The 13061-nt window shown below is 29.2% G+C and carries 9 protein-coding genes and 3 pseudogenes; 1 reads left to right on the plus strand and 11 read right to left on the minus strand.

Annotated features, from left to right (window positions below; translation table 11 throughout):
- The 3 genes and pseudogenes from SPI61_RS01845 to SPI61_RS01855 form a co-directional block, all read right to left on the minus strand.
- Window positions 1-170 (minus strand): annotated as a pseudogene (locus SPI61_RS01845) (toprim domain-containing protein); the annotation flags it as partial.
- Between the two features lie 92 nt (window positions 171-262).
- Window positions 263-1246: a nucleotidyl transferase AbiEii/AbiGii toxin family protein gene (locus SPI61_RS01850; protein WP_321136443.1), complete on the minus strand. Its 984-nt coding sequence runs from the start codon at window positions 1244-1246 to the stop codon at window positions 263-265.
- Window positions 1239-1850, minus strand: coding sequence for a DUF6088 family protein (locus tag SPI61_RS01855; protein WP_321136444.1), 612 nt, complete (start codon window positions 1848-1850; stop codon window positions 1239-1241). The genes SPI61_RS01850 and SPI61_RS01855 overlap by 8 nt, the downstream gene beginning before the upstream one ends.
- A 382-nt stretch (window positions 1851-2232) precedes the next feature.
- Between SPI61_RS01855 and SPI61_RS01860 the strand changes: the two are divergent.
- Window positions 2233-3399, plus strand: a pseudogene (locus tag SPI61_RS01860) (relaxase/mobilization nuclease domain-containing protein); the annotation flags it as partial.
- 43 nt (window positions 3400-3442) lie between these two features.
- Here SPI61_RS01860 and SPI61_RS01865 read toward each other — a convergent pair.
- The 8 genes and pseudogenes from SPI61_RS01865 to hcp form a co-directional block, all read right to left on the minus strand.
- Entirely contained in the window at window positions 3443-4093 is a 651-nt protein-coding gene (locus SPI61_RS01865; protein ID WP_321136445.1) for a hypothetical protein, read from the minus strand.
- 105 nt (window positions 4094-4198) lie between these two features.
- A complete protein-coding gene (locus SPI61_RS01870) occupies window positions 4199-6019 on the minus strand; it encodes a DEAD/DEAH box helicase (RefSeq protein ID WP_321136446.1) in 1821 nt (606 codons plus the stop codon).
- Complete coding sequence (locus SPI61_RS01875; protein WP_321136447.1) at window positions 6016-6930, minus strand: DUF1837 domain-containing protein; 915 nt, start codon at window positions 6928-6930, stop codon at window positions 6016-6018. The genes SPI61_RS01870 and SPI61_RS01875 overlap by 4 nt, the downstream gene beginning before the upstream one ends.
- Before the next feature lie 51 nt (window positions 6931-6981).
- Window positions 6982-8751, minus strand: a complete 1770-nt coding sequence (locus SPI61_RS01880) for a restriction endonuclease FokI C-terminal domain-containing protein (protein ID WP_321136448.1) — start codon at window positions 8749-8751, stop codon at window positions 6982-6984.
- Between the two features lie 8 nt (window positions 8752-8759).
- Window positions 8760-9608 (minus strand): Dam family site-specific DNA-(adenine-N6)-methyltransferase, encoded by an 849-nt coding sequence (locus tag SPI61_RS01885; RefSeq protein WP_321136449.1) that lies wholly within the window; start codon window positions 9606-9608, stop codon window positions 8760-8762.
- Window positions 9605-10633: a DNA adenine methylase gene (locus tag SPI61_RS01890; protein ID WP_321136450.1), complete on the minus strand. Its 1029-nt coding sequence runs from the start codon at window positions 10631-10633 to the stop codon at window positions 9605-9607. The genes SPI61_RS01885 and SPI61_RS01890 overlap by 4 nt, the downstream gene beginning before the upstream one ends.
- Window positions 10630-10849: pseudogene (locus SPI61_RS01895) on the minus strand (helix-turn-helix domain-containing protein). The gene SPI61_RS01890 and the pseudogene SPI61_RS01895 overlap by 4 nt, the downstream one beginning before the upstream one ends.
- Window positions 10850-11344: 495 nt before the next feature.
- Window positions 11345-12985, minus strand: coding sequence for a hydroxylamine reductase (gene hcp, locus SPI61_RS01900; protein WP_321136451.1), 1641 nt, complete (start codon window positions 12983-12985; stop codon window positions 11345-11347).
- Window positions 12986-13061 lie beyond the last annotated feature (76 nt).

The following is a 13061-nucleotide window of genomic DNA, read 5'->3' on the forward strand; positions in this document are numbered from 1 at the left end:
TTCCATTTTTCGTCTATCTTATCTGGACTTGCCATTTGAATTAAATGACCGACACACCAAGAAACAATGTATTCATTCCCCTCATAATATCCGTTTTTTCTTGTTCTTGCTCCAATTACTTTTGCAATTGTAACTGCTACACTTGGCTTTTCTGCTATTACTAACTTCATTAATACCTCCATAAATAAAAAAAAGAGCGAAAGATTTCTCTCTCGCTCAAAGTTTTTCTCCCGAATATTATATTATTTTCGGGAGACTTCTATTACTCATTAATTTCTTTTTCTAGTTCTTTAAGAACTTTTATAATCTCTTCAAAGTTTGGATATTCTCCATATATCATTTCTGACATAGCCTTATAATCTTTTTCTATTTCAAAAAATCGGTATTTTCTTGGGACTAATTTTAATCTACCATCTAATGCTTCTTCATACCTTGCCCACTTCCTAGGATAAAACTTCATTTTAAATTCAGTCACTTTCTTTAATAACTCCTTATCCTCTAAGGCTCTGTCTTTGAAATCTGAATTTGCTATTTTATATAAGTCATAAAAGTGTCTTGCATACCTATGTGGCATAGGAGAAGATTCAGGTCTATTTGCTTCGTGGTGTAAAATTGTTGCTTTTTCCCAAAAAGTTCTCTCTGCTGATACTGTTCTTATATTAGTTTTTTCTTTAAAAACATTTGGATAGGCTTCTCCAATTATTGGCAGGATTTCCACTTCAATTGCAGGTGTCCATGCTGCAAGACTTCCTATTTCGAGTCTTATATTTTGTGTCAAATAATTAGATTCAAAGATTTTAGGATATTTACATAGAATTGTTTGTGGATCAAGAGTATCAATCATAAATTCAAAGTCCATGTCCTTGAAATCTTGTTCTAAGACTTTTAATAATTCATCTCTTAAAAAGATTTCAGTCTTTTCATTGACTTCTTTGTTGAATTTATCCTGTTTAGTATTTGATCTTTCTAACCACGGTTCTTTTTCTTCGTAACCTAATACTCGCCAATCTAAGATTAGATCTATATCTTCAGAAAATCTTTCTATAAGTCCAAAACACTTTGAAAGTGATGTGCCCCCTTTAAATGTAAAATATTCTTTCCATTTATTTTCATTAAACAAATAATCTAAAATAAAAGTGACCCAATAATCTTTTTCAATAACCGCCTCGGAAATACCTTTCTTTCTTGCTGTATTTACTAATAAAACTCTTAAATCATCTTTGTCTTCTATATAGAACTTATTCATCTTCGTCCTCTGAAACTTCCCTAATCACCTCATATATCCATGATGGGACCGATTTAGCTTCATCCATTAAATCCGATATTTCTTCTTCAGTTAAATACTCTCTAATCTTTTGAACAACTTCGCTATTAATATTTTCTTTGCCCAAAGACTTAATCGCCTGAATAACTGTCGCCGTCTTTAAAGACATATTGGCAATCTCTCCCGGATTTACCTTTTTAAACTCTAAAACCGTATCCCCAATTGTATATTTCTTATATCTTCCACTGGAAATATACTTATAATGAGTCGGTACTTGTGTTGACAAACCAATCAAATTTAAAGCTGTACTACTACACGGAGCAATATTCCAATTATATTTTCTTGCAATGGCAAGTGCTAACTCATGAATAGAAACCGCTTCATACTCTCCAACCAATTCACTGTATCTTGGATTATAATAAAATCCATCGATAACACGCTTAATTTTCCCTTCTTTAACCATTCTATTTAATATCTTTCTGGCAGTTTCATAAGAAGCAATGTCTAAAAAGTCATTAGCAAAAAATACTTTATTTGAGTCGAAATCATTTATTTTATCTGATATTTTTTCTGTATATGAACTCATTACAATCCTCCTTTGTCCCAAATATCATATCATATCCGGGACAAAAATTCAATTGAACCTAAATTGATAGCCATACAAAAATTCGTCATATTCTTTAAATCTTTCAACATCGTGTCCCATTTTCCTTTAACTGCCCCTCAAATTAAAAGCAGAAGAATTTTATATGAACTAATTTTTTATTTTTTTGTGCCGTAAAAACATCCTAACTAAACATCTTTTCAAACTCTGCTTTTATAACTAATTAATCGATACGCCCCGCCTTTATCGCCGTCACCGCAGATTCCAATGAATCTACACAAACCTCAATAATCATAAAACACCTCTCTATTTACTAAGTCAAAATTGTATTTATATAAATTATATCATTCATAGTTTTATAATACAAAATAATGATACTAAAGGTACAGTTTTGGCTAGACATTTAATTCAATCTTTTCTACCAGGAGAGGTTGATCCTATAAAAGCTCACGAAATCGGAATGGAATTATGTAAGAAAATTTTAAAAGAAGATTATGAATTTGTTCTTGCAACTCATATAAATAGAGGGCATATACACAACCATATTATTTTTAACAATGTTAATTACAAGACTGGAAAATGCTACCAATCTAACAAAAAATCTTACCATAAAATCAGGTATCAAAGTGACAAATTATGTAAAGAAAATAAGCTTTCAGTCATTGATAAATACTATGAAGCTTACAAGAGAAAATATAAAACTGCTGGTAAATCTTGGTACGAATATGACCAAAACAAGAAAGGAAATTCTTGGAAGTCTAAACTGCAATTTGATATAGACAGAATGATTAATAAGTCCAAATCTTGGGAAGAGTTTTTAGAAAATATGAAAGCTCTTGATTATGAAGTTAAGTTTGGTAAATACATTGCTTTTCGTCATAAAGATAAACAAAGATTTACAAGGGCAAAGACTATCGGAGAAGATTATACTGAAGATAAAATTAAAGAAAGAATAGATTTAACCATCAAAAATAAAGCTAATTCTATTAAAAAACGAGTAGGAAATATTATTGATATAACTACTAATAAAAAAGTACAATCCTCAAAAGGGTATGAAGTTTGGGCAAGAAAACATAATATCAAAACGATGGCTGATTCAATAATTAAACTTAGAGAACAAGGAATTAATTCAATTACACAACTCGATGATCTAATCAAAAAATCTGCTGATGATAGACAAGACTTGTTAGATAAAATAAAGAAGACTGAAACTGAAATGAAGAGTTTATCTCAAGATATGGAAAATATAAATACTATAAATAAGTATCGTGAAATATATAAATACCACAAGAAAAATCCTGAAGATAAGCAATTTGCAGATGAGTATTAAAGCGAACTTTCCGTCTATAAAATAGCCGCTAAAGAAATTTTAGAAAACTATAAAAAGCTACCGAACACAAAAGAAATACTATCAAATCTCAATAAATTGCAAGAAAAAAAGAACACTCTTATGCAAGAGTATTCTTTGAATAAAGAACAATTTTCTGACCTTGTTCAGTATAGGAAAAACTATGAAAATTATTTTGGATAGGAAGTAGAGAGGTAGGACTGCTTAACTACCTCTTTTATATTTATTACTTTTCCCATTCGAATAGAATATTTAGTTCTTTATATTCTTCCTCATATTTTTTCTTGTCTATAGACGTTCTTAATTTTTCATCATCAATATCTATAATCTCACCTATATCATTTCTAATGAATAAATTATAATATTTATCCATTAAAAATATTGCCATTGTTCTTGAAAACCCTAAATTTTGTATATCGATTATTTGTGGATTAGTAGTTCCATAATCAATATATTCTTCCCAATCACACTCAAGATCTACTCCACATGAGCGTAATATTGATTGATAATTGCTAACATAGGTCTTAATCTTATATTTTATATTATTTTCTAAATTTTTAATTAAATTATTAATAAGCGTATTAATATGAAGAGCATTGTTTTTATCAAACTTCATATAATATATCTTTCCATCTTTACGTAAACTTATCTCTTTACTTTCTCCAGAATTATAATAATAACTAATCGTTTTTTGAATTAAATATTTTAATGGTTTAGAATTTATCCACCCCTCCATTAATGTGGCATAATAAGATAATTGCTCTTTGCTTCGTATCATAGGGTAATTCCCCTTACTCTCAGTCCTAAGCCAATCATATTCTTCACATAATAATCTTAAAACTTTATAGCATCCCTCATAAGTAGTTTCTGTGGGCAACTTCTCTTTATGACCTTTAAAGACCCTATTTTGAATCTCTACATCTATATCAATACTTTCGGCTAAAATATTTCCAGGTACAGAATTCTCATTTCTTATTTTTTTTTAAACATCTAAAGAATTATTTCCTGAATCTATAAATCTATCTTTCAAAACAGAATCGCTATTCACTGTATCATGGTATAGTAAAATATTGCCGTACATTTCTATGATCTTTTTATCATCTTCAGACAATTTTTTGTTGGTATAATCATTCCTCGTATAATAATTGGCAATATTCTTATACAAATTCTTATTATTCTTTTTTAGTATAATAGGTTTTGTTTCCTCTATATTTTTATCTCTAAGAATTTTAATTTTGCTATCATCATTCCAATAACCTTGTTGATTATAGAGATTAACACAAAATATATTTCCAGCTAAATCTTTGCTTAATCTACCTGCTCTGCCAGCTAAATTCCAAAAATCGACTTTATTCATATTTGATAATCCAATTTTTTCACTTAAAATAAAAATGTTTTTTGCGGGCAAATTTACTCCCTCTAATAGAGTTGAAGTACAAAAAATGGTTTTTATAACTCCTAATTTATATAGCTCTTCAACTCTTATTTTTATTTCTTCAGGAATTCCTCCAAAATGATATGCAATTCCTTTTTTCAAGCAATATCTAAGATAGTACTGCTCATGAACTTTTTCATTTATTATATCAATTAGTTTATCTATATTTTCATCTCTTACTTCTTCCAAAGTTCTTGCAAATTCAAATGCTGTTAATATCGTTTTTTCTATAGTATTGCAATAAACTATACTTTGTCTTCCATTAGAAAAAGTATTTAAAATAATGCCTAAATCTGTAATAACATTTCCAGAAAAATTTAATTTCGGAAATAAGATATCTTCTCCATAATCACTAATCATATAACTAGAGTCTGTGTGGCAATTAACAAAAAATCTATTTTGAGATACTGATTCAACTTTAACTGCATAACTTTCATCTGGAGTATTATTTACTAATTCTAAAAAAACTGAAGGATTAGGAATATTTGGAGATGCAAAAAATATGTTTATACTTTTTCTTTTTGCCATAACTAAAGCATGATACATTAATGGTGTTCTAGTATCTTTTACGCTCAATAACTTATGTGCTTCATCTACAAATAAATAATCTATTTTGGGATTAGTTGTATCTAAAAAGTAAGCAATTAACCTTTCTGGAGTAAAAACAAAGATATATTTACCATCTTGCCTTTTTATTACTTTAGGTATTTCTGGTGAATTTATAACCTTATAGCTATATGATTTTACTAGTTTTCTAATTTTATAAGAAACTTGATTTATGAGTGCTTTTGTCGGAACAATAAATGCTATATTATCTGACTGATTATGTTCTTCTATTAGATATTTAGTAAATGCTTCAAAAATAAAGGATTTTCCAAATGATGTACTACCAGAAAAACTAAAATGATTATTAGTCTGTAATTCATTAAATATTTTAAGCTGTTCATCAGTAAAAATTTCTTTAATTGGAGACTCATTATATACTCTTTTAATTATTAAGTCCAAATCAATTTCATCTATCCCTGTATTTTCGTCTTTAATTCCAATTAAATTTATAGAAGGAAAGTTACCTAATTTAGTTAAAACATTTATAATACTTAATTTTATAAATTTATCCTCTAAAAGTTCTTTAAACTCATATACAAGACTTACTATCCTTAATGATAAATTTTTATGTTCATCTTTTGATGACCTGCATAATATATCTGCAAATCTCATTAAATCACACTTTTCTTTATTAGAAAAATCTATTTTATAATCTTGGTCCAGTAGCTTATTACAAAAATTTTTTTCCAAACTATATATTAAATTTATCAAATAATCATCTTTATAAGCTTTTGACGAAAGATAATCAATAAAATTATTCATGTTAAAATATCCTCTAAAATTTTATTTCTTGTATTGTCTATATCAGTAAATGGAATAATATAGACAAAAAAAGTATGACCTAATAAATTATTATCTTTAATTTTTTCATATATCTTGTTCTCATATTTGTCTAAATCCAAAAGTATTTTTTTCCTAACTTCTTCAAAAAAATTATTACTTGTACATTTTTCTGTCTCTTCTGATATATCTATCTCGTAACCAATGAAAATAGAAAAAGCATCATCTATGCGTAAATTTTTTTCATTTTTAGTAGGATATATTATTAATTCAAGTATATCCTTATCTTCATCACTTAGTTCACAATTTTCTATATTTGATGATATTAAATCTTTTTCATAATTAATACCACTTTTATTTTCACCACTCGAATTAACTTCATTAATGAAGCTATTTATAGATTTAAAGGCTTCGTTTAAAGCATTAGATATATTTTTATATAACTTAGATTCTCCAAATATAAGTTTATACGTCCCATCACCATTATTTAAAAGATGTACACCATCTGAACCATTAACATACAAACTGTTAGAAGTTTTCATTTCCATTTTTGTTAAAATTTTAGGGGCGTTTAAATGACCCTCTAAGAAACAATATAAAAGCAGTTCACCTAATTCACCAGTATTTTTCAAATACTCTTTAAATTTTCTACGTGCAATTTGTGATAAGCGGCCAGGTTTATTTTGATATTTTGCTATATTTTTTTTAGATAAAGCATAATCAATTACAGAATCCACTAATACTAAGGAAATTTGATTGTAGTCAAAATTTCTAGCATTTATTGGACACATAAAAATATTTAATTTTCCATCATCTGAATTTGTACTTATAGGAATATCTTTTATATTTTGAAATATCTTAATTACATCTTTTGAATTTTGACTTACTATCAAATTATCATCTCCATGATAAATCTATTTTATTAATTTAAATGAATTTCAATTTTAAAATTTATAATCACTCTGATCTTCAGCAGCAATTTTAACATTAGCATAATTCTTAAAGTTTCCTACGTATATCTCATCATTATCATACATCGTAAATGAGTCAACATAAGATAATCTCCCAGCTTTTAATTCTTCTGCAAAATATAATAAATTCTCCACATTTATAGCTCCACCATTTACTCCAGTTCTATTAGCTATATGTTTCAAATTGTTCTTAAAATTACCTTTGAAGAATGATGATACAAATAAATAGTTAAAATCTTTAACTTTATCATCAAAGCTTTCCCACCATTTATTTGGATTGATCTTTTTATCTCTAGTTTGATTTTCTTCGATATATCTAATCATTTCATCTGCTTGATTAATTGGTAAATTATATCCTGAAGAATAAGCCTTATTATCTATAATTACGCCATTAATATCATAAGATATAATTCCATCTGGTTTTCTGCTTTCTCCAAGACGCACGCCCTTAAATTTAAGCTCATTAATTAAAAGGTCAATTGTCTGAATCTCAAAGTCTCTATTCGCAGTTCCGTCATAAGCTAAATCAATTAGTGCTAGATATCTGTGGTCAACATATTTTAATTTATCTCTTACTTTATCTTTTAATTCTAATATATTTGTCTTAGAAATCTTAGTTCTAGGCATTTCTAATTTTATAATGTTATCATCAATTACATAGCCATTCCTAATATGTTTAAGTGATAGTCCCATTGCTTCAATAACTTTTAGTTCGTCTTCTATAGTTGTAATGCTCTCATCAATATTATTTTCTAATAAATAAGCTCTAATATCTTCTAAATCTCTTTCCCTATTATTTATACCTTTAATTATGTGTCCACGTCTATTTCTAATATAATCCCTATCCTTACCCTTAGTAGCTAGCATTTGCCAATAAACAATTTTATCGGTCTTTGGATATGAAGATAATCCCTTTGCTCTTTTAAGTTCTTTAATACCATTCAAAGTAATTCTAAAGGAATGACCTATATTTACCTTGTATTCTACACCTCCGATTTTTGTTGAAACTTCTTTTTCAACTCTTTGAACTAAACCAACCTTAGACAACCATCCTGAAATCATTCTAGCATATTTATCAGCTGATCCCTCTGTGTTTGATCGAATACTTGCTTTATCTGTTTCAGAAGCAAGTTCTATTGCTTGAATATATAAATCTTGAGGAATTGATGTAAAACCAGCTTCTCCAAGTCCACCTAATTGCTTACCAATTTCAAATTTTGTTAAATGCTCTCCATTTTCCAGTAAAGTTAAAATTCTTACAGCTGGTGGATATGACAAAAAAGCAGTAATTAATATTTCTTTATCTGAATCTTCAGATTTAGATTTTACAAACTTTTCTCCTAGTTTTGTTATAGAGACCGTATCTTTTTCTGTGTCATAATCTAAAAGTCCTATGGATATTCCCCATCTTAAAAATCCATCAGCAGTCCAATCATCTGTATAATCTCTACCACCTTGTGTTGTAATGGCAGCTTGAACAATACCACTACACTCTGCATCGGCTCTTTTCTGACCTGGTTTTATACCATGACCTTTTAATAAAACATAGTCCATTTCAAGTGGATCTTTTTTCATTTCTGAAATAAGTTTATTTTGCAAATCTAAATCTTTTACTAATTTTGGAAGTTTAGTACTTAAGATTTGCTTGTATATATCAGAATTTTTATCAAAAACAGAAACTACATTTTTTAAATTTTCAAAACTTGATGGATTTTGTATCCAGCCTAATGTTCTTTCTGCCATATTTCCTCCTAGTAATTTGTAATCAAAACTTCTTTAGTTTCGCCTATCTTATTACGTTGATAATTACTATTTGAGTAATTTACATTTAACAAGTGAACTTTATATTTTTTGCTCCACTCTTGTAATTCCTTATTTGCTAATCCATTATTAAAAAATACATTTGATAATGCAAATTTAATTTTTCTATCATTTAATTCATCTAATATTTCAAATAAAACTAGATCATCATCAAGAGTCCAGCCTTCAAATCCTCTTTTACCATCATTATATGAACCTACAGAGCTTCTATAAGGCGGATCACAATATACAAAGTCTGAACTTTTAATTTTAGAGAAATCAAATTTTTTGAAATTCTTATTGCTAAATTCTATATTGAAAAGTTTATCTCTAAAAGAAGTAAGTCTATTTTTCATATTTTCATTAAAACTACTCCTATTAGTTCCAGAAGGGTTATTATAGTCATGATTTGAATTAAACCTAAACTGATAATTAAAGGAATAACACATCAAAACATATAGCAAAAGCGGGTCTTTATTTTTATTGTAATATTCTCTAAATTCATAATATGATTCTTTGTTTTCTTTAGATAGATTAAATTCACTTATTACATTATCAATATTTTTTAACAGTTCTTTACTATCAGTCTTTTTAAACATTTCTAAAATTTCAATTACAAAATAATTTATATCATTGGCTATTTTCCTATCCGCTTTAACATTAACAGAGACATCTAATCCACCACAAAACACGTCATAAAAAGTTTCTATATTTTGAGGAAATAGAGGCAATATTTGAGCTAATAATCTATGTTTATTTCCAATGTAATTAAATGGTGATTTTATATAATTTTCACTCATAACTGCTCCTTTTCTACAAAATATAATATTTCTTTTAAGTTTTTATTTTTATTTGTATGTGCGTTCTTATATCTTCTATAGTCAATGAATTTGTAGTCTACAGTATCTCGCTTTCCATATTTTTCTAAAATACTAATAATTTCATTATGGGATAATAACCCTTCTGTATTATAGCTAAGAATAATGTATTTCGAATTAGTCTTTTTGATTAAATCTTCAAAAGCATTGAAAACTGAGTCTTTTCTACAATAGTCACTTTTTTGTTCCGAATAATCTCTTAATCCAGTTACTCCTTTTATTCTAGGAGCATCATATTTAGCAATTGTTTCTAATACATGATAATTGGGCAAGTACTGTCTTTGATTATAAGGTGGATCAAAGTATGCTAAATCTGTTTTTATATTTCCAATTAATTTATTAGAATCTTCATTATATGCTTGACCTACAGAATTATTAATTGATAAGTCTATTTTTTTTATTTCTAAATTATTTAATGCTCTTTTATCCCAGTGCTTTAAATAAGCTCCATATACACCAGTTATATTGCTTACAAAAGGTACTGCTTCTATAAGGCACGTAAGTAAGTAAAAATATTCGTCTTCATTGATTAGAGAAACCTCATACCAGTTTTCAATTTGAGTCCTGACTAAATCAATTTTTAAAGCATTATCTTCTGTGAAATACATTCTTCCACCCTTAGGACTATAATTTTTGTAAGTAAAGCAATTTTTTAGATCAATATTTATATTTTCTAAATTAAGATTATTTAAATACTCTATTGGATTTGATATATTAAGGTTCTTAAATTCTAATTTAGAATTTATCCCAACTGTCCCTCTTAATAATACATATGAAAAATACATCAAATCGTTAGATATAACATCATATCCGAGATTTTTAAATTCACGAGAAACTATTCCTGATCCAGCAAATACATCCGATATACTTTTCACATCTATTGTTTTTTCTTTAATTAATTCTAGTATATATGGTATAATCAGCGTTTTGCCACCAATGAATCTCATTTAATTTCCTCTTCACTCTTTCGTATATATTCAATGATATCTCCAACATCACATTGAAAATACTCACAAATCTTTCCTAATGTTTCTAAACTTACATTTTCGTCTCTTCCCATTTTACCTGTTGTCTTTAGTCTTAATATTATTGACCATGTAAGTTTGTTATTTTTATTTTTTATCTATTAATAATTTACTTAATTTATAATATAAAAATTCTATGTCTCTCTCACATTGAATATATATTTTTGTATATATTTTCTTTATCATTATAGCATATTTTTATTTTTTTCTCAATATATTATCCGTCTCTCCTTGTGAATAATTGAATATTTTATCTTATATCATATCTTAACAAGTACCATCTTTGCCTTAAAACAATTATGATAGATTTAAATACTAGTAAATATAATCTATTTGCGACTTTAAATAGATTAATTATGCAGTAAATATATCATTAATCTAATCATAATAGGTTAACTGTGTCTTGCTAGAAAAAATAAAGAAACGCTTGATTGCCAGTAATATTTGACAAAAAACAAACCCGGATAAAAACCACTAATTTTTAACCCATACAATCAAAATAGCATTTTTTTACACGATCTTTTAAAACATTATTCTATCCCCACCAAAAAAGCGATGCCCTGCCGCACCGCTTTTATATATTTATTCATTTTTAAAATTCTTAAATTGTTTTAACACAAACGATTCATTCTATTATGCAAAGAATTTTTCCAGGTCTTCATCGGCGGTTGTTCTTTGTGCTATGCCGAAGTTTTCTACAAGTACGTTCACGACGTTTTCGCTCAAGAATGCCGGAAGTGTCGGTCCGAGATGGATGTTTTTTATGCCGAGTGAAAGAAGTGCAAGGAGCACTATTACAGCTTTTTGTTCATACCATGCGATGTTGTAGATTATCGGAAGTTCGTTTATGTCGTCAAGTCCGAACGCATCTTTTAAAGCAAGCGCAATCATCGCCAAGCTGTATGAGTCGTTGCATTGTCCCGCATCCAATACTCTTGGAATTCCCCCTATGTCACCGAGGGCGAGTTTATTGTAGCGATATTTTGCACATCCTGCTGTCAATATTACGGTGTCTTTCGGGAGTTTTTCCGCGAATTCCGTGTAGTAGTTTCTTTCTTTGTGTCTTCCGTCGCATCCGCCCATTACTACGAATTTTTTTATAGCACCTGTTTTTACCGCGTCTATGATTTTATCTTTTAGAGCGAGCACTTGGTTGTGGGCAAATCCGCCGACAATTATGCCGGATTCGATTTCTGTCGGAGGCTCACATGTTTTTGCTTGTTCGATCAAAGCCGAGAAGTCTTTTTTGTCTCCGATTCCACCCGGGATGTGCTTTATATCCGCAAAACCCGCAGCACCTGTTGTCCACATTTTGTCTTTATATGAATCTTTTGGCGGAACGATACAGTTTGTCGTCATTAGTATCGGTCCGTTAAAGCTTTCAAATTCTTCTTTTTGTTTCCACCAAGCATTGCCATAGTTGCCGACGAATTTGTCGTATTTTTTAAATTTCGGATAGTAGTGCGCCGGAAGCATTTCCGAATGGGTGTAGACGTCGACTCCCGTTCCTTTTGTTTGTTCCAACAACTCTTCCAAGTCTCTCAGGTCGTGTCCGGAGACGAGTATGCCCGGATTATTTCTAACGCCGATATTTACATCTGTGATTTCCGGATTGCCATAAGCCTCAGTGTTCGCTTTGTCAAGAAGAGCCATCGCTTTCACACCATATTCGCCCGTCTTTAAGGTTAGAGCAATCAAATCATTAATGCTGATTGAATCATCCAAAGTTTTCGAAAGAGTTTCTTGTATAAACACATCCACTTCTTCATCATCTTTAAGAAGCATATTTGCGTGGTTCATATAAGCAGCCATTCCCTTCAGACCATAAGTGATAAGTTCCCTCAAAGATCTCTTGTCATCATCTTCGGTTGATAGAACGCCGACTGCATTGCTTGCAGCTTTTATCTCATATTCATCTTCATTTCCTTGCCATAGAGCTGCATCGGAGAGTCCATCCTTTGATTCGAGCTTCGAAAGAAGTTTAGCCTTTTTCTCCAATGTATAAGTGATAGCTTCAATGATAGCATTGCGGTCGAAGTTTGCATTTGTAATCGTTATAAAAAGATTGTGTGTGACAAGATGATTTATAGATGCGCAAGGGTTTTTCCCCTCAGCTCTTAATCTTGTAGTAATTTCAGAAAGCCCCTTTGTCACATAGACAAGAAGGTCCTGCATAAGAGCAACTTCCGGTGTCTTTCCGCACACTCCTTTGACTGTGCATCCTTTGTTATTTGCCGCTTCTTGGCATTGGTAGCAAAACATATTGTAATCCATAATTTCCTCCTTAAAATTTATAATAAATATTGATTTTGACGTATATCGCCTGAATCTAAATGTTTATAAATGCATT

Origin of the sequence: Ezakiella sp. (genome assembly GCF_034180565.1) — a bacterium.
In the GTDB taxonomy this organism is placed as follows: domain Bacteria; phylum Bacillota; class Clostridia; order Tissierellales; family Peptoniphilaceae; genus Ezakiella.